General features: G+C 37.1%; 13 protein-coding genes. 3 read left to right on the top strand and 10 right to left on the bottom strand.

The genetic code is table 11. The annotated features are described in order from the left end of the window. Positions 1 to 232 precede the first annotated feature (232 nt). A complete protein-coding gene (locus tag AB3H90_RS05040) occupies positions 233 to 1,105 on the top strand; it encodes a GIY-YIG nuclease family protein (protein ID WP_179287098.1) in 873 nt (290 codons plus the stop codon). Positions 1,106 to 1,447: 342 nt separating this feature from the next. On the opposite strand, the gene AB3H90_RS05035 is transcribed toward AB3H90_RS05040, so the two are convergent. The 6 genes from AB3H90_RS05035 to AB3H90_RS05010 all read right to left on the bottom strand — a co-directional run bounded on the left by AB3H90_RS05035 (position 1,448) and on the right by AB3H90_RS05010 (position 7,193). After that, the gene (locus AB3H90_RS05035) at positions 1,448 to 1,678 is read right to left on the bottom strand and encodes a YkuJ family protein (protein ID WP_010719680.1); all 231 of its coding nucleotides are present in this window, start codon (positions 1,676 to 1,678) and stop codon (positions 1,448 to 1,450) included. Between the two features lie 86 nt (positions 1,679 to 1,764). Then, complete coding sequence (locus tag AB3H90_RS05030; RefSeq protein ID WP_368016295.1) at positions 1,765 to 2,652, bottom strand: NAD(P)-dependent oxidoreductase; 888 nt, start codon at positions 2,650 to 2,652, stop codon at positions 1,765 to 1,767. Between the two features lie 89 nt (positions 2,653 to 2,741). After that, positions 2,742 to 3,965 carry a glycosyltransferase family 4 protein gene (locus AB3H90_RS05025; protein ID WP_010719682.1) on the bottom strand — a complete coding sequence of 408 codons (1,224 nt, stop codon included), beginning with the start codon at positions 3,963 to 3,965 and terminating at the stop codon, positions 2,742 to 2,744. 17 nt (positions 3,966 to 3,982) lie between these two features. Beyond that, a complete protein-coding gene (locus AB3H90_RS05020; protein ID WP_014834761.1) occupies positions 3,983 to 5,026 on the bottom strand; it encodes a glycosyltransferase in 1,044 nt (347 codons plus the stop codon). A 173-nt stretch (positions 5,027 to 5,199) separates the two neighbouring features. Continuing rightward, on the bottom strand, positions 5,200 to 6,927 hold the full coding sequence (ptsP, locus tag AB3H90_RS05015; RefSeq protein WP_010719684.1) for a phosphoenolpyruvate--protein phosphotransferase: 1,728 nt from the start codon (positions 6,925 to 6,927) through the stop codon (positions 5,200 to 5,202). Continuing rightward, a complete protein-coding gene (locus AB3H90_RS05010) occupies positions 6,927 to 7,193 on the bottom strand; it encodes a phosphocarrier protein HPr (protein ID WP_010719685.1) in 267 nt (88 codons plus the stop codon). The genes ptsP and AB3H90_RS05010 overlap by 1 nt, the downstream gene beginning before the upstream one ends. Before the next feature lie 553 nt (positions 7,194 to 7,746). Here AB3H90_RS05010 and AB3H90_RS05005 point away from each other — a divergent pair. Together AB3H90_RS05005 and AB3H90_RS05000 are read left to right on the top strand one after the other, a co-directional pair. Continuing rightward, the gene (locus AB3H90_RS05005; protein WP_034700562.1) at positions 7,747 to 9,984 is read left to right on the top strand and encodes an ATP-dependent Clp protease ATP-binding subunit; all 2,238 of its coding nucleotides are present in this window, start codon (positions 7,747 to 7,749) and stop codon (positions 9,982 to 9,984) included. A 203-nt stretch (positions 9,985 to 10,187) separates the two neighbouring features. Beyond that, positions 10,188 to 10,508 (top strand): DUF1827 family protein, encoded by a 321-nt coding sequence (locus tag AB3H90_RS05000; protein ID WP_010719687.1) that lies wholly within the window; start codon positions 10,188 to 10,190, stop codon positions 10,506 to 10,508. Positions 10,509 to 10,608: 100 nt separating this feature from the next. Here the strand turns inward: AB3H90_RS05000 and AB3H90_RS04995 are convergent, their stop codons facing one another. The 4 genes from AB3H90_RS04995 to AB3H90_RS04980 all read right to left on the bottom strand — a co-directional run bounded on the left by AB3H90_RS04995 (position 10,609) and on the right by AB3H90_RS04980 (position 18,159). Further along, positions 10,609 to 10,782: a hypothetical protein gene (locus tag AB3H90_RS04995; RefSeq protein ID WP_010719688.1), complete on the bottom strand. Its 174-nt coding sequence runs from the start codon at positions 10,780 to 10,782 to the stop codon at positions 10,609 to 10,611. Positions 10,783 to 10,930: 148 nt separating this feature from the next. Beyond that, a complete protein-coding gene (gene wecB, locus AB3H90_RS04990) occupies positions 10,931 to 12,031 on the bottom strand; it encodes a non-hydrolyzing UDP-N-acetylglucosamine 2-epimerase (RefSeq protein WP_010738142.1) in 1,101 nt (366 codons plus the stop codon). Between the two features lie 80 nt (positions 12,032 to 12,111). Then, positions 12,112 to 13,692 carry a peptide chain release factor 3 gene (locus AB3H90_RS04985; protein ID WP_010738143.1) on the bottom strand — a complete coding sequence of 527 codons (1,581 nt, stop codon included), beginning with the start codon at positions 13,690 to 13,692 and terminating at the stop codon, positions 12,112 to 12,114. A 330-nt stretch (positions 13,693 to 14,022) separates the two neighbouring features. Continuing rightward, positions 14,023 to 18,159, bottom strand: a complete 4,137-nt coding sequence (locus AB3H90_RS04980; protein WP_368016294.1) for a polysaccharide lyase family 8 super-sandwich domain-containing protein — start codon at positions 18,157 to 18,159, stop codon at positions 14,023 to 14,025. Positions 18,160 to 18,432: the final 273 nt, after the last annotated feature.

The following is an 18,432-nucleotide window of genomic DNA, read 5'->3' as shown; positions in this document are numbered from 1 at the left end:
TCTAAGAAAAAATTCATTTTAAAATCCTATTAAATCAACAATCACCCATTTAAACATTAAAAATATTTCTCAAATAAATATTTTGATTATCAAACTATTTTTACTTAAGACTCAGCAAACGAAAAGGTTGTTCCTTTGCCGTAAATTTGATATAGTATTTTTTGATAAAAAAGGAGAAAGAACGTTGAAAGAAAAAGTAAAAAAACTCCCCTTGCTTCCTGGGGTATACTTGATGAAAGATCATACCGGAACTGTGATTTACGTGGGAAAAGCGAAACAATTAAAAAATCGTGTAAGTAGTTATTTTCGTCATAGTAAACAACATTCAAAAAAAGTTCGCCGATTGATTCATCATATCGCTGACTTTGATTTTGTCGTCGTGGATACTGAATTAGATGCACTATTGTTAGAATGTCAATTAATCCAGTACTACCGCCCTTTTTACAACCGTCAAATGAACTATTTTAGTAACTATAATTATTTACATATTACAAATAATGGTTTTTCCCTTTCGGATATGCCACTTGCCCGTACTTACGGTCCCTTTCGACTTTACAAAAAAATGCCGGCTATTTTACGCATCATTGAAGAAACCTATCAGATGCCGTGGCTGTCTGAAATCAGCCTTTTAGCTTTAAATACACAATTACCGGAAATGAATCAGTTGTCATTTGAACAAAAGAAAAAAGAGATTCAAAATCTGTTGCAAGGGCGCAATAAAAAACTAATCACTTACTTGAAGAAAAGGCAAAATCATTTTATCGAACAATTGAATTTTGAAAAAGCTGCCCAAATCCAACAAGATATTGAGTTATCCACAGCTTTCATTAAAAGAATACAGGCGCAGAAACTATTTCTAAGGACGCCTAAAATCACTTTCCATCTACCTCTGGCAGCGGACGAAACGAAACAAAAACATTATTTGATTTGTTACGGTCAACTGGCTGAAACGGCCATTACGTCTAATGATGAATCTCCTTATTTTTATTATGAAAATGCAAAAGTTGGTTTGTCCTTGAAGCGACAGTTGCAAAAAGAAGAAATTGACCCCGTCCTTATACTAATGAGTTACCATAAGAAAATTCTCGCCCAAAATGAATTGTAAAATAAAAAGAAACCTAGAACTACCAAACATTGGTCTACAGTTCACGGTTTCTTTTCGTTGTTTTATCCATTTAACCAATTATTCCCCTAATCTTCTCACTAGCCGAAAAAAATCTAAGGAAAAATAGGCGTCACACTTTTTCTTCTGTTCATCGGAGCAATCTCTTGCTGATACGAACGCTTGTGGATAGAACACGCCCATCCTGGTCACTTCAAGAAGACTTCTTACGAATGAAGCCTGATCCATTAAGCCATAAAAAAAGCAGCTCTAAAGCACCAAGAGAAGATTTTCTAAAAAATCCTCTCTTGGTTGCTCAGAGCTGAACGCTTCTTTCATGATCTTTTATTGGATCAAGTCATAAATTTCCATTGCAACGATATCGATATTGTCAAATTCATATTGTTGATGTGAATCTGTTTCAGTTAATTCAAATGTTTCAGTTGCTTTGTCATAAGTAACTGTACATTTTTCAACGCCCTCTTTTTCAAAACGACGGACTTGCAGTTCATTATCTGCTGATTCGACCATTGCCTCCAGTCGTTTAATGATTGCAACTAATTGTGAATGTGCCATCGGAGGTCCTCCTTTTCTTATTTCTGTTATATTGTAACAAAAGCACAGACGACTTGCATTGATTTTCTCCAAAAAAAGCGAGTTTTTTAAGATTTTTTTTCTGGGTTCTTTCCTTCAGGCCACCAAAGCTTAATCAATGCTTGAGTACCGTCATTTTCAAATCCCTGATCTGCTAATTGTTCATATAATTTTAAAGCTTGCGTTGTCGCTGGTAACTTCAATGCCATTTTATCTGCTTCATCTAACACAATTTTCAAATCTTTAATAAAATGTTTAACAAAAAATCCTGGCGTATAATCCTCTTTTAAAATACGAGGAGCATAATTACTTAATGACCAGTTTGCGGCACTGCCTCCTGAGACTGTTTCAATGACTTTTTCAAAGTCAAGTCCTGCTTTTGAAGCATATGCAAGTAACTCGGTCATACCTGTCATAGTCCCTGCGATCATGATTTGATTTGCCATTTTCGCATGTTGTCCTTTTCCTGCTGTCCCATGTAAAGTAAAAGTAGATCCCATCACTTGAAACAAAGGTAAAACTTTTTCATAGACACTTTTTTCACCACCAACCATGATAGTCAAAGTGGCATTCTTCGCACCCAGATCTCCACCTGAAACTGGTGCATCTAAAGCAGCTGCGCCTTTTTCTGTGGCTGTTTTTGCAATTTTTTCTGCAAGCGTTGGGGTACTAGTTGTTAGATCAACCAAAATTCGATCTTGGACATCCGTTGCAAAGATCCCATTTTCACCATAGTAAATTTCTTCTACATCTTGGGGATAACCAACCATCGAAAAGATGATCTCACTATTTTTTGTGACATCTTTAGGTGTTTCAGCCCAAATGGCTCCCTTTTTGACTAGCTCATCCGTTTTTGCTTTTGTTCGATTATAGACAGTTACTTCATGTCCTGCGTTCATAAGATGCTCAGTGATTGCGCGTCCCATGACTCCTGTCCCGATAAAACCTAATTTCATATTCGTGACCTCCTAAAAATCAAAAAATCTTTGTCTCTATGCTAAGTATACGCCAGAAACAAAGATTTTTTTAGGATAAATACCTAAAATTATCGTTTAAATGAATTTAATTTGATTTTTATTCTTTCGATGGATGCCTCTTCTTCTTTTCGTTGCATTTCTTTTTCATGATAGATAATCATATCTTCATAAAATTCAATCATCGCTTCGCCAAAGTGCGTAGAGGAAATATCATATAATTTTGATTCCAATACTTTTTGATCACGAGGGACTTCACTTTTTATATAATCAATAAGTGCTGGTGCGAAATCCTCATCGGTTTCAAATGTTTTCCCAAGGGAGGGATGATCAAACAAACGATTAAGATAAGCATTTCCCTCAATTACACAAGGTGTCCCTGAAGCCATTGCTTCCGTATAAGTTAAACCTTGTGTTTCTGAAGTTGAGGCACTAACAAAGTAATCAGCTGCTTTATAATACAATGCCACATCTTCGTTATCGACTTCTCCAGTAAATTGGACAAATTCATCCAATGCTAGTTCGTTGATTAGCTCTTGCAACTCTTCAAGGTAAGGCCCTTTGCCAACGATCACCATTCGTGCATTGGGATACGCTTTTAGAACTTGGGGAAACCCCTGGACCAATGCTTGAATATTTTTTTCATAAGAGATACGACTTAAAGATAAGATCATTAACTCATCATCTTTGATATTCAGCGATCCTCTGATTTCTTTGATAGCTTTTTGCGTGATTCCTTCCCTTTTAAATTTCTCAATATCGATCCCTGTAGGAATCACTCGAAGTGGTGCGACAACACCATAACTTCTTAATGTATCAATTACTCGTTCACTGGGACAGACAACCCCTGTTGTATGGTTAACAAATAAGCGGGAGAGATATCTGACATGAGATTGACGTATCACTTTGCCTTTAGCAATATAGTGTAGATAATCTTCATACATCGTATGATACGTATGGATCAATGGTATTTTCAGCTTTTTAGCAACCATTTTACCTAAAATCCCTGCACCAAATTCTGTATGAGTATGAATCAGTTCTAATTCAAGTTCCTTCGCTACTAAATAAGCGTACCACATACCTCGTACCACTATTCGCCGATCTTTAAAGGAAACGAATGGAACACTCGGCATACGAATGACGTCTTTTTCTATTTTATCAGCATTTGGATCGGTTGTCGTAAAAATATAGACTTCATGTCCATGTTTTTCTAGTTCATTTTTTAAGGTTTTGATCGATGTAGCAACTCCGCTTACCTGCGGAAAATAGGTATCGGTAAAAAAGCCAATTTTCATGATTTTTTGCCTCCAAACTACCCTTTATTATTTTGTCTTTCATTTATGGAAGAATCTGCTTCTTCTAACACTTGTGTATACACCAATTTCAGTTGCTCACCAATTTTCTCAATACTTCGTGCTTGGGCAGTCTGATATCCAGCTGCCACTAGACTAGGAACTTCTTCTTCCACGATCTTTTTGATCAATACGGTAAATTCTTCATTAGAGCGACCCATGTAACAATTTTTTTTATCTTCTAACCAGCCATCATAGACTGGAATGTCTCGTACAAGAACATTTTGCTTACTTGCTAGTGCCTCTAATACTACAATTCCTTCTGTTTCTTCATAAGATGGGAAGAAAAAAAGGTCAGCGCCTGAGTATGCACCCTCAATAATTTCTCCCCGAATATATCCTGGAAAGATCACATTATCTGGGTGTTCTTCTTTCACAATCTGTCGGATATTTTTTGGGATCGAATACATAGGTACATGTCCAAACCAAATAAATGTATATTCTGGAAGTTTTTTTGCAATTTCTACAAAATCAATGATCCCTTTACGAGCAAAAAAAAGGCCAACACAGATAATCACTTTCTGATCTGGTGATAATTTGAAATAGTCGCGAAATTTTTGTTCTTTGATTGGATCTGGTTGATATTTTTTTAGATCAATCCCATTTGATATCGATTGGATCGGTAAATCTATGCCGTAACTTTCCAGTAATCGTTTAGAATATGGCGTAGGTGTGATGAGATAATCCGCCTTTTGATATAATCCCACTAAATATTTTTTTACTAATGGCGATAATTGATTAGAGCCAATAAATGAGTTACGAAAATCTTCCTCTGTTGAGTGAGCATGATAGACGATCTTCTTGCCGTCTTTTCTTGCTTTATTGACCATATTGTGACTATTGATACCATATGTATTGATGTGTAAGATATCATAGTCATCTTTACTATCTAGCGTGTAGGGAATCCCCATTTCTTTTAGAGCACGTTTTTGGTGGTCAAGCGCTCGTCCAATACCAGATTTCGCAAGTATTTTTTCACTTTCAAAATATAATAATACCTTCACCTTACGTCCTCCTTCATTTATATAGTATAACATAGCGCTGAACCTGTCACTCAAACTTAAGCCCTATTTTAAAATAACTCTATTTTTCATTCCTTATTTTTACCTATATGTAAAAATCCCATTGTAAAAAGCTGATACAGCTACTATCGCTGTACCAGCTTTTACTCGTATTATTATTTTACGTATTCATTTACAAGTTCAACGACTTCTTCCATCGTGTCACATTCTTTCAAAGCACGATCAGCAAGTTCAGCCATCTTCGTTGTATCTAAACGTTTCATTAAACTACGTGTTTTCAAGATTGATGTTGCACTCATTGAGAATTCATCTAATCCCATACCTACAAGTAGCGGAACTGCGGTTTGATCCCCAGCCATTTCGCCACACATACCAGCCCATTTACCTTCAGCATGCGCTGCATCGATCACGTTTTTAATCAAACGTAGGATTGATGGGTTGTAAGGTTGATACAAGTATGAAACGCGTTCGTTCATACGGTCAGCTGCCATAGTGTATTGGATCAAGTCATTCGTTCCTACTGAGAAGAAGTCAACTTCCTTAGCAAACTTGTCAGCTAAGACAGCTGCTGCTGGAATTTCGATCATGATGCCGACTTGGATCGTATCAGATACTTCCACGCCTTCATTCAATAATTTTTGTTTTTCGTCTTCAAAGATTGCTTTTGCAGCACGGAATTCTTTAAGAGTCGCTACCATTGGGAACATGATACGTAAGTTTCCATGAACAGATGCACGTAATAATGCGCGCATTTGCGTACGGAACATTTCGTCACCTTGTTCTGACAAGCTGATTCGTAATGCACGATAGCCTAAGAATGGGTTCATTTCATGAGGCAATTGTAAGTAAGGTAATTCTTTATCGCCACCGATATCCATCGTACGCACGACAACCGGTTTACCTTCCATACCTTCAAGAACTGCTTTATATGCTTCATATTGGTCATCTTCAGTTGGGAAATCAGGAGAATCCATGTACAAGAATTCTGTACGGTAAAGACCAACCGCTTCCCCGCCGTTATTATGAACACCAACTAAATCTTTTGGTGTACCAATATTTGCTGCTAATTCAAAATGTTTTCCATCAGCAGTAACAGTTTCAGCATTTTTTAATTTTTCCCATTCTGCTTTTTGAGCAGCGTATTCAGCACCGATTTTTTCAAATTCAGCTTTTTGTTCAGCTGTAGGATCAACGATTACATCGCCTTCAATCCCGTTAACAGCTAACATGTCGCCTTCTTTGACTTTAGCAGTGATTTCTTTTGTACCTACGATCGCTGGGATTTCTAAAGAACGTGCCATGATCGCTGAGTGTGAAGTACGTCCGCCGATGTCAGTTACAAACGCTTTAACAAAATTGCGATCTAATTGAGCAGTATCACTTGGTGTCAAATCATGAGCAACAACAACTACTTCTTCGTTAATCATTGATGGATTTGGTAATGTCACACCTAGTAAATGCGCTAAAATACGTTTCGCAACGTCGCGGATATCAGCCGCACGTTCTTGCATATAAGCGTTGTCTTCCATAGCTTCGAACATACTGATATACATATCAGTTACTTCTTTTAATGCTGATTCAGCGTTTACGCTGTTATCATTAATGTTTTGTTTAATTTGACCAACCATTTCTGGATCAGACAGAACCATCAAGTGTGCGTCAAATACTTGCGCTTCTGCTTCACCTAAGCTTTGCGCTGCTTTTTCACGAATTTGTTGCAATTCTTCAGTAGATTTTGCTAAAGCATCATCTAAACGAGATGCTTCAGCTGCTGTATCTTCTACTGTTGTCTTACTGAATGTTAAATCCGGTTGAACTAGCAGGTAAGCTTTTGCAACGGCAACGCCGTCACTAGCGGCAATCCCTTTTAGCATTTCAACCATTATTCAGATAATCCTTCTTTCTTCATTGTATCAACGATAGCTGCCATTGCGTCTGCTTCGTCAGCACCTTCAGCTGTGATTGTAACGTCAGAACCTTGACCTACACCTAAAGACATAACGCCCATGATAGATTTCAAGTTTACTGATTTACCTTTATACTCTAAGTTTACATCAGAGTTAAATTTGCTTGCTGTTTGTACTAATAATGTAGCTGGACGTGCGTGGATTCCAGTTTCTGCTACTACGTGAAATTCTTTCTTTTCCATATTAATCGGTCTCCTTTAAGTGAGTGTTGTTTTTATGTGAGGGTTTTCTTTTTTAGCAGTTTACTAAGAACACTAATAAGTAGTACCCTTTCATTTGTAAAGATTACCATTTTTTCCCGATAGATACAACAGTTTTCATTTAAATTCAACTAAAAGTGTGGAAAATAATTAGCACTACTTTTAAAAATATGAATACATAGGATAACAACCGTATTCATTCTACCTCACTTCTTTTTTTAGTAGCTTTGATTCTCTTTACTGATCCCTCAGTAAACAAGCAAACAAAAATAGACTCTGCCAAGTGAAATATCTCCTTCTATTTATCATTTTTATCGAAGAACGACTTATTCATTTCTTCATTTATTTTGAAAAACTAAATACTTGCACGCGTCCTAAAATTTAGTATAATTATAGCCAAAGGTCAATAATGGTCAATAACATTTTTTGCCTTTTCAACTTTTGAGTAAATGAGGGTTATTCTTTTACCTTCGTAGTCACGCGTTGTAAAATAGAATGGAAACATGTGAATCATGTGAAAGGACGTGAATCATTTATGCTTTGTCAAAATTGTGGGAAAAATGAAGCAACGATCCACTTATATGCAACAGTAAACGGACAGAGAACGCAACTTGATTACTGCCAAAGTTGCTATCAAAAAATTAAAAATCAACAAAATGGAGGTCTGACTAGTATGGCTCAAAATGATCCTTTTGGTTTTGGCAGCTTGGACGACTTATTCCGCTCCATGTCCCGCCAAATGCAACAGCAAGGAAACTATGAACAAACTCCTCCAACCCAATTCGGTGGTAACAACAACTTTAACGGCGGTCAACCACCGCAACAAGGAAATTCCGAAGGTCTTTTAGGAGAATACGGAATCAACATCACCGAACAAGCTCGTCAAGGTGACATTGATCCTGTGATCGGCCGTGATGATGAAATCAAACGTGTGATCGAGATTTTAAACCGTCGAACAAAAAACAATCCGGTATTAATCGGTGAGCCTGGTGTTGGTAAAACTGCCGTAGTTGAAGGACTTGCACAAAAAATCGTAGATGGCGATGTGCCGCAAAAATTAATGGATAAAGAAGTGATTCGTTTAGATGTGGTTTCTTTGGTTCAAGGAACTGGTATCCGTGGACAATTTGAAGAACGGATGCAAAAATTGATCGAAGAAATTAAGCAGGCTGAAAATGTCATATTATTCATTGATGAAGTCCATGAAATTGTCGGTGCTGGTTCTGCCGGTGATGGGAACATGGATGCGGGAAATATTTTAAAACCAGCTCTAGCTCGTGGCGAACTACAAATGGTTGGTGCCACTACATTAAATGAATACCGCATCATCGAGAAAGATGCAGCTTTAGAAAGACGGATGCAACCGGTTCGGGTCGTTGAACCTTCTGTTGAGGAAACAATCAGTATCTTAAAAGGATTGCAAAAACGCTACGAAGACTACCATCACGTCAAATATACCGATGAAGCAATCGAAGCTGCAGCTATTCTCTCAAATCGTTATGTTCAAGATCGTTTCTTACCAGATAAAGCGATTGACTTGCTTGATGAAACTGGCTCAAAGAAAAACTTAACGATTCAAATCGTTGATCCTAAAACCATTGATAAAAAACTTGAAGAAGCACAGGAACAAAAAATCCAAGCTTCTAAAGAAGAAGACTTTGAGAAAGCCGCTTATTATCGTGACCAAATCAGTAAATTAGAAAAGATGAAAGAACGTCAATTAACAGATGAAGAAACGCCTGTTATCACAGAAAAAGATATGGAAAAAATTGTGGAAGAACGTACGGGCATCCCCGTTGGCGATCTAAAAGAAAAAGAGCAAACACAATTGAAGAATCTTGCGACTGATCTAAAAGCACATGTGATTGGACAAGACGATGCCGTAGATCGTGTGGCAAAAGCTATTCGTCGTAATCGGGTTGGCTTAAACAAGAAAAACCGCCCTATCGGATCATTTTTATTCGTAGGTCCAACTGGTGTCGGCAAAACTGAATTAGCCAAGCAACTGGCATTTGAATTATTCGGTTCCGAAGATTCAATGATTCGTTTTGATATGTCTGAATACATGGAAAAACACAGTGTATCTAAATTGATTGGTTCTCCTCCTGGCTATGTGGGCTATGAAGAGGCAGGTCAACTTACTGAAAAAGTACGTCGTAATCCTTATAGCTTGATTTTATTGGATGAAGTGGAAAAAGCACATCCTGATGTGTTACACATGTTCCTCCAAATTTTGGATGATGGCCGTTTGACTGACGCACAAGGTCGGACAGTAAGCTTTAAAGATACGATCATCATTATGACAAGTAATGCTGGTACAGGTAAAGTCGAAGCAAATGTCGGTTTTGGAGCAGCTCGTGAAGGGGTTACTCGTTCTGTTTTAAACCAACTAAACAATTACTTCACACCTGAATTCTTGAACCGTTTCGATGGAATCATCGAATTTAGTGCGCTATCAAAAGAAAACTTAATGACCATCGTTACCTTGATGCTAGATGAAGTCAATGAAATGTTAGCAGCACAACAACTGCATATCGAAGTGCCGACAAATGTCAAAGAAAAACTTGTTGACTTAGGCTATGACCCAGCAATGGGCGCACGCCCTCTTCGTCGAACGATCCAAGAACAAATCGAAGATGGAATTGCTGAATTTTATTTAGACCATCCTTCAATCCATGAACTAAAAGCAAAATTGGATAAAGAAGAAAAAATTGTGATCACTTCTAAACCAGAACGTTTAGTCAAAGAAACGACAAACGAGCCAACAAACTAAACATCTGACAAAAACTCCGCTTTGCGACTGATAAAAAATGAAGCACCCATGAAAAAGCGACAGCTTTTCTCACGGGTGCTTCATTGCTCAAAGCGGATTTTTGATTGTTTTTTGACAAAAAGCAAAATACTGTTCTTTTCATTAGAAAAAAATTATAATGAAATTAAGTTGTATCTAAAATCTACATAAAAGAGGTGAGCGCCATGAAATTTGTCAATGTAACGAATAGTCATTCACGTTTGGTTTTAAACCAATTGGAAAATACAGATGCTCATATGGTGAAGGTTTACACTGCAGGCAATACAATGATTGTTTACACTGAAGCACCGGAACATAACGAGATTTTACTGATTAATGAAAAACGAAAAATACAACCCAAAGAAATTGAAGAAGTCAAAACGTACTTCCTCAATAAAATCCATGACGCCCTATATCAAGAAAACGAAATCCAAGTAATTGAATTAGATGACTTAGTTGAAATCTCGATTCCGAAACATCATCCCCACACTGAGGTTGCAATGTGATGATTACAAATAAACAAAAAAAAAGAAACCTTTTTTAGAAGGATTGAAGGATAATGTTTGATTTTATCCTTGATCCAGCTCATTTATAGAGCTGGATCTTCTAAGATTGATTGGTTTCTTTTTTTGGTGTTTTTCCTAGCCGAACGATTGCTCTTACTTCGTTAACGATCGATTCATTATGCTCCCAACCTTCAACATCTAACAGCCTGCATAAACGCTGCATTTCTAACTTTTTTCTTGCTTTACGTTGTTTTCGTTGCTCCAGTGTTTCCATCCAACTCCCCCTTTTTTCTTTTTATATGTACACATCTTTATTTTAATTCATTTTATTTCAAAGAATTTACCAATTTTTTCTTTAAAATAAAAAAAACTTTCCAACAAAATTGTTGGAAAGTTTTTTTTGCTTTTTTGGTAACCTGTAATCAATGAAATGAGGCTGCGATAGCCTCTAAGATTCGTTGACTTGCGTAACCATCTCCATAAGGATTTTTTGCTTGTGCCATCTTTTCATAAGCCTTTACATCAGTTAATAATTGTTTTGTCTCGTCATAAACTGTCTCTTCGTCTGTACCAACGAGTTTTAAAGTTCCGGCTTTTACACCTTCCGGTCGTTCAGTGGTATCACGTAAGACAAGAACCGGAACACCTAAAGAAGGTGCCTCTTCTTGAACTCCGCCTGAATCAGTTAATATAAGATAACTTTTGGCTGCACAATTGTGAAAATCAATGACATCTAATGGTTCGATCAGCTGAACATTCTCATATTGTCCTAAAATAGTATCAGCTAATTCTCGTACTTTAGGATTTTTATGCATCGGAAAAATAATGGATACATCAGAAAATTCTTCAGCAATCCTTCCTAATGCTTGAAAAACGTTCGCCATTGGCTCGCCTAGGTTCTCACGTCGATGCATTGTTACTAATAATTGTTTAGTGGAGCTGCTCGAAAGATGATCGCTTTTTTGATCCGCCACGATCGTATACCTCATCGCATCGATCGCCGTATTGCCAGTAACGAAGATGTTTGCTTCATCGTGGTGCTCTCTTCTAAGATTATCAGCACTTTCATTGGTTGGCGCAAAGTAGAGATCCGCTAAAACATCTGTGGCTTGCCGATTGATTTCTTCAGGAAACGGTGACCATTTGTTCCAAGTTCGTAATCCTGCTTCGACATGTCCGACTTTAATTTGTTGATAAAATGCTGCGGTCGCTGCAGCAAATGTTGTGGTCGTATCTCCATGAACTAAGACGATATCAGGCTGTTCTGCTTGTAAGATTGGTTCTAATGATAAAAGAACTTTCGTTGTAATAGCGGTGAGTGTTTGATTGACACTCATCACATCTAGATCGTGATCAGGAGTAATTTCAAACACTTCTAACACTTGGTCTAACATTTCACGGTGCTGGCCTGTAACCGTCACGATTGATTCAAAGCGCTCATCTTTTTCCAGCGCTTTGATCAAAGGTGCCATTTTTATTGCTTCTGGACGTGTTCCAAAGATCGACATTACTTTAATCATCATTAAATTCCTCCGGATTATTTAGTTATTCTCTCCCGGCTATTTTCATAGTACTCCCAAAGCACCACCATGTGATGAGCGCTTTACATTAAACTTTTTAATTTGACATTTGGGTACTTGTCAGCAAACCAACGTTCAGCAAATTGGTTTTCGAACAAGAATAATGGCTGATCAAAACGGTCACGTGCCAAGATATTACGACTAGAACTCATCTTCTCATCTAAATCTTCGGGCTCGATCCAACGGGCAATTTTATGACCCATAGGTGACATAATCACTTCTGCATTGTATTCATTTAGCATCCGGTATTGGAATACTTCAAATTGAAGTTGTCCAACTGCGCCAATGATGTATTCTTCCGTCAAATAAGTTTTATAGAGTTGGATCGCACCTTCTTGGACTAACTGATAGATACCTTTATGGAATGATTTTTGTTTCATCACATTTTTAGCAGTGACTTTCATAAACAATTCCGGAGTAAAGGATGGTAACTCTTCATACGCCACCTTCAATTTTCCTTCATAAAGAGTATCGCCAATTTGATAATTTCCTGTATCATAGACCCCGATAATATCCCCTGCTACAGCATTCTCGACATTCTCTCTTGAGTCAGCCATAAACTGCGTCACATTACTTAACTTCAATTTTTTACCTGTTCGTTCTAATTGAACATCCATCCCACGTTCAAAAGTTCCAGAACAGATTCGCACAAAAGCAATCCGATCTCGGTGAGCTGGATTCATATTGGCTTGGATCTTAAAGACAAAACCTGAAAATTCTTCTTCATAAGGACTAACTTCTTGTCCTGATTGTGTTTGATGTCCGTAAGGTGAAGGGGCTAATTCCACGAAGGTTTCTAAAAATGTTTGCACACCAAAATTTGTTAACGCTGAACCAAAGAAGACCGGTGTCTGATCTCCCCGAGCAATTTTTTCTTCATTAAAAGAATCTCCTGCTTCTTTCAACAATTCTACTTCTTCAAGAACTTGTTCATACAATGAATTTTCCGTCAAAGGATGGCCTTCTGGCAGCAATCCTTCTTCATCCAAGGCAACAAGGCGCTCATCATTATAGTTTTCTGGACGATAAAACTCAATACGATTATGGTGGATATCATAGAGTCCTTCTAAGCCTTTCCCCATACCAATCGGCCAATTCATTGGATAAGACTCGATATCGAGCAACTCTTCCAATTCTTCTAAAAGTTCTAATGGTTCGCGACCATCTCGATCTAATTTATTGATAAAGGTAAAAATAGGGATTCCTCTTTTTTTAACGACTTGGAATAATTTTTTTGTTTGAGCTTCAATCCCTTTGGCACTATCGATGACCATAACCGCACTATCGACAGCCATCAATGTCCGATACGTATCTTCAGAAAAATCTTCATGCCCTGGGGTATCTAAGATATTGACTCTTTTACCATGATAATCAAACTGCATCACAGAACTGGTAACTGAGATTCCACGTTGCTTCTCAATTTCCATCCAGTCAGATTTTGCAAAGTTACCAGTCTTTTTCCCTTTGACAGTTCCTGCCTGACGTATTGCGCCACCAAATAAAAGCAATTGTTCAGTAATCGTTGTTTTACCAGCATCCGGATGGGAAATAATCGCAAACGTGCGTCGGTTATCTACTTGTTGTTTTAAGTTAGGGTTATTCATGTTTTACTCCATTTCTGTTACATCATTATCATCTTATTCGTCATCCTGTTCGAGGAATGATCGAACTAGCTATCTCAACTTACCAAGTATATCATGGAAACTATCAAAAAATAAACACTTGTTATGAGTCTTCTCTCTTTCTCTGTTGAATATCATATAAACGACTTTTTCAATAAGAGAAAATAAAGCTTTTCCTGCTACTATAACAACTGAAAACAGATTAAACGAAAAAAGTTGAACTTGGAACAGGCTTTTGTTCCAAGTTCAACTGTCTATTTCAATCATCTACAGACAAATGATTATTTATTTTACCTTGTGTTTTTCATCAGATTACTTGCCTAATTTATTTTGACTCCTCTTAGATTCCTTTCGACCTTTCAATAGGAACAAGCTAACGAATACCACTAATAAAATTGTATATCCTAATTTTTGAATAACTTGGTTATTTTTTTCACCTGTTTTTGGTAATAAACCTTCCTTACCAGTCTCTTCACTAATAGAAGATTTACCTATTTCATTGTTGCCCTCTTGTGTATTTTTACCTTGCTCTGCTTTATTATTGATGTTTTTATCTTCCTCAGAGGATGATGCAGTTTCTTTATTCTCTAATTGTTCGATGGCCTGCACCAAATCGTTCATCACTAGTTCGACTTCAGCTTGCGTAGTATTTGAATCAGCTAACACTGCTTGCGCTGCTTCTAGCGCTTTGCGGAACACTTGCCAACTTTCTGCCGTATAACCACTTGCAACTCGGTTTTGGTTTTCTTCGACCAATTTTTTTAATGCTATTTTGTCTACTTTAGTTACTTCTTGCAGTTGCTCGATGGCTTTATTCACTGCTTGGATTGCTTCGTCTACTTCAGCTTGCGTAGTATTTGAATCAGCTAACACTGCTTGCGCTGCTTCCAGCGCTTTGCGGAACACTTGCCAACTTTCTGCCGTATAACCACTTGCAACTCGGCTTTGGTTTTCTTCGACCAATTTTTTTAATGCTGTTTTGTCTACTTTAGTTACTTCTTGCAGTTGCTCGACGGCTTTTCTCACTGCTTGGATTGCTTCGTCTACTTCGGCTTGCGTTGCTTTTGGATCTGTTAACACCTCTTGAGCTAATTCCATTGCCTTAGTAAAGACTTTCCAACTTTCTTTTGTATAGTCGCTTTCGTTTCGGCTTTGGTTTTCTTCGACCAATTTTTTTAATGCTGTTTTGTCTACTTTAGTTACTTCTTGCAGTTGCTCGATGGCTTTTCTCACTGCTTGAACTGCATCGTCTACTTCGGCTTGCGTTGCTTTTGGATCTGTTAACACCGCTTGGGCTAATTCCATTGCCTTAGTGAAGACTTTCCAACTTTCTTTTGTATAGTCGCTTTCGTTTCGGTTTTGATTTTCTTCGACTATTTTTTCTAATGCTGTTTTATCTACTTCTGAAGGAACTTTGATAGTAATTGATCTCGAACTTCCTTTTAACCCTTTGCTATCAAATAGAAATGCTCCTGAATCCATGGTAATTTCGGACTCTTTTTCGATAACCTCAATGATCTCTTTCTCAATCGAAAATTCAATCACCTTATTATTTTGAACAGGATTCGCAATTGACAGTCGATAAGTATCATTACTCAATTTTTCTGCAATAATGGATGCAGGTTCAGATACGTGAACAAAAGCTGCCTGTTGATTTCCACTCCAAGCATTCAACATGAGATAGTCTTTTGTCTCAATCGCTTGGATTTCTGGTGTGTTTGCTAACACATTATAGCTTTTATGTTGCGCCATTTCTGCCATTTCTTCTGCTGTCTTTCCAGCAACAGTCAAATACTCATAAGTATCATTTTGAGCGTTACTTCCATGATTTTTGATGATTTTTACAAATTCTTTTGTATATGATTGATCATTGACAAAATATTCGTTGATATCCAAATATTTGCCAGATCGAATTTCTTTTTGAACGTCAACGTTCGACATGGTATTTGGAAAAATGTAACCTAAATTATTGAGTGGATTTGTCGAAGTAAGATTGATCCAAGTAGAATCAGCTGTTTTCTTTTGGATAATTTGCATGTTACTTGAATCCATCATTCGATTATCAAGGATCGTCTCAATTGTCGCATTCGTTGTTCCGCTGATTCCACTGCCTAAATTAATCAATTTATCTTCTAACAAAAACCATGATTTCTTTGCTACCAAATCCATATTTTCATTTTTCTTATCTAAAAACATTCCGACTGCAGCTACTTTGCCATTATTCGATCCTCCCACCCAAGACTGAGGACTCTTTTTACCAGTAGAAGCACCTTCTGCTAACACTCTTGTGTCTATAGTGGTACCTGGTAAGCGATAAGAATCAATAGTAACCCAATAACCTTCATCAAATTGAGCGAGGTCACCGTTATAAAGATAAACCATCCCATCAGCCGTATGCCATCCTTTTTTATTTTCAGTATTTCCATATTCATAATTTCCAATACGACTAGAGTACATACTTATTCCGAGACTATAACTCTCGTTTTTTTGAAACACCCGATCCATTGAACCATAAACATTCACGAGATTTCGTTCTTCTTTACTAGTTATCGAAGGCTCATTCATGATTTTCTTAAGATCAATCAACGCTTCAAAGTCTCTTGGGTTTTCAAAAAAATCATAAAAATAACTACTATGCTCAAGCCATGCTTTAATAGACGAATCAATTTTCTTGCGTAAAATTTCTGGCGAAAATTTCGCTACTAATGTAAGATTGGCGATTGTTTCCTTTCCAGATTCAAATTCAGAGGTAAAGGGATTCGTCCCAGGAGCTCTAGAAATACTTCGTCCTGATACCATTGAGGGCATTTTTCCATTTACCATCAATTGTAAATAACCTTTATCGGTTACTTGAAACAAGTTATTTATATTGTCATCTTTGATTTCCCAATGTGTCCCTTGCAAAATCGTTTGAACCCGTCCAAAGCCTTTCAGCAATTCATTTCCATAACTTCCGTTATATGGGAAATGACTATGTTGGATTAATGAGCCGTCTGAATATAAGCCATCTCCTCCTGTCACCATTTTTAAAACGAATGGAACAGCGCTTTGAACTGCCTCTACTCGGGAATCATTTTCTAATAAAATGGCTGTTCCTAAGACGGTAATAGATATATCTGTTAAGTTCGCTCCTGTAGCCGTATAGCTAGGCCATTGAACTTTAGGATCTTGCGCATAGTGGTTTAAAGGTTCAACAAATTTAGTTAAGATTGCATCATCTTTTTCGATTAAATCATCATGTAATAAAATCAGTGTATCTGTTAATGGCTGTGCTGATCCAATTTGCCAATCCCACCAATTCCCACTCCAGTAAGTTCCATTGTAGTTTTTGGTTTCAATCATAAAATCAATTGCTTTCAAAATTTGCGTAAAAACCTCTTGATTCTTATGTAGTGAACTCGAAGGATCATAATAACCTAATGTCAATTTTTTGATGTTGGTAAATTGAGTGGTGTAGTCTGCTGATAATGTGTCTGAACTTTTTTTCTCCCACAAATAAGTTCTATTTTCTGACTTATTAAGTGTTTGCCATAATTCTAAACTATCTTTGGCTATTCTCGCTCGATATTTTTTTACGTCCGAATCCTGATCAAATTCTTCATGATCTTCTTTAGATCCTAGCAAGCGTGCTTTCCATCTCTCACGCATTTCACGATACTCTGCTTTTTCTTGAATAACCGTAACTGGAATCGTATCACTTAAATCCGTATTTTTGATTCTCACAGTCACCTTTGCTTCTCCGGTTTTGAGTGCTTTCATTCTTCCTTGACTGTCTACATTGACAATACTAGGATCACTACTGCTCCACTCAATTTGTTTTTCAGGAACTTGGACGCCTGTTGGTGTTAATATGTAAGTTAATTGTTTGGATCTTTTCTCGCTGATTTCGGCTGAATCAATCGAAAACTTTATCCCATCAGGTAAACGTGCTTGACGATAAGCTTCCATTGAAATAATGCTCGAACCATAATATTGACCATTCGTGTGCTTCCACATTTTTAGTTGTTGGTATTTAATATATCGAGCTGTTACATTCGCTACTTCAATATATTTTTTTGCTTCTTTCCCGCCACTTCCACGCTCCTCCTTATAGATGGATTGATAATTTTGATTGTCGTTAGAAACTAATACCTCATATTCTGGACTCTCCGCATGAAAGTGTAAAACCACCTGACCAATTGTTTTTTCTTCTCCAATATCAACAGTCAGCCACTGATTATCTGTTTTATCCGCTGACCATCTCGTCGATACATCCCCATCAACCGCTTTTTCACCTACAAATTGCGGATATTTCCAATTATCTCCTTGTTTCCCACCTTCTACTCCTGAGTAGGTAACCTTCTTTTGAAACAAAAAATCTTCAGTATCTTCAGCACAAACGATTGGACTGTAAAAAGATGTAACAACAAGCGCCAATCCTGTTAAAGCAAAAATGATTGCCTTCTTCATTAAAAAATTCCTCCTTTAGTTAAATAGAATAGTCGATAAAAAATTTTAAGTCGTGAGGCAAAATGAATGATCATCAATTTTTTATCCATTCTTTGCAACTTTTGTACATACTACTTTTACTTGAGAAAACTACCTAATATTCGTTCTTAGTTTTTTAGTTTCAATTGAGATAAATCATTGGAAGAATCGCTCATATCTGCTTATTCGTAAAATATTTAAAATCTGTCTTTCTACTAAAAACACTACTTTACATTTTCCCCACCTCCTCACTGA

Source organism: Enterococcus sp. C63, from assembly GCF_040887215.1.
GTDB classification, from domain to species: Bacteria; Bacillota; Bacilli; order Lactobacillales; family Enterococcaceae; genus Enterococcus_B; species Enterococcus_B hirae.
Note: the sequence above shows the minus strand (reverse complement) of the source record. Positions and strands in the feature narration are given on the sequence as shown.

Coding starts and splice junctions, on each gene's coding strand:
- AB3H90_RS04995 (WP_010719688.1), bottom strand. CDS start 10,782: ATGGAAACACTGGAGCAACGAAAACAACGTAAAGCAAGAAAAAAGTTA.
- AB3H90_RS05035 (WP_010719680.1), bottom strand. CDS start 1,678: ATGGCACATTCACAATTAGTTGCAATCATTAAACGACTGGAGGCAATG.
- AB3H90_RS05005 (WP_034700562.1), top strand. CDS start 7,747: ATGCTTTGTCAAAATTGTGGGAAAAATGAAGCAACGATCCACTTATAT.
- wecB (WP_010738142.1), bottom strand. CDS start 12,031: ATGATGATTAAAGTAATGTCGATCTTTGGAACACGTCCAGAAGCAATA.
- AB3H90_RS04985 (WP_010738143.1), bottom strand. CDS start 13,692: ATGAATAACCCTAACTTAAAACAACAAGTAGATAACCGACGCACGTTT.
- ptsP (WP_010719684.1), bottom strand. CDS start 6,927: ATGGTTGAAATGCTAAAAGGGATTGCCGCTAGTGACGGCGTTGCCGTT.
- AB3H90_RS05030 (WP_368016295.1), bottom strand. CDS start 2,652: ATGAAATTAGGTTTTATCGGGACAGGAGTCATGGGACGCGCAATCACT.
- AB3H90_RS04980 (WP_368016294.1), bottom strand. CDS start 18,159: ATGAAGAAGGCAATCATTTTTGCTTTAACAGGATTGGCGCTTGTTGTT.
- AB3H90_RS05025 (WP_010719682.1), bottom strand. CDS start 3,965: ATGAAAATTGGCTTTTTTACCGATACCTATTTTCCGCAGGTAAGCGGA.
- AB3H90_RS05040 (WP_179287098.1), top strand. CDS start 233: ATGAAAGATCATACCGGAACTGTGATTTACGTGGGAAAAGCGAAACAA.
- AB3H90_RS05010 (WP_010719685.1), bottom strand. CDS start 7,193: ATGGAAAAGAAAGAATTTCACGTAGTAGCAGAAACTGGAATCCACGCA.
- AB3H90_RS05000 (WP_010719687.1), top strand. CDS start 10,188: ATGAAATTTGTCAATGTAACGAATAGTCATTCACGTTTGGTTTTAAAC.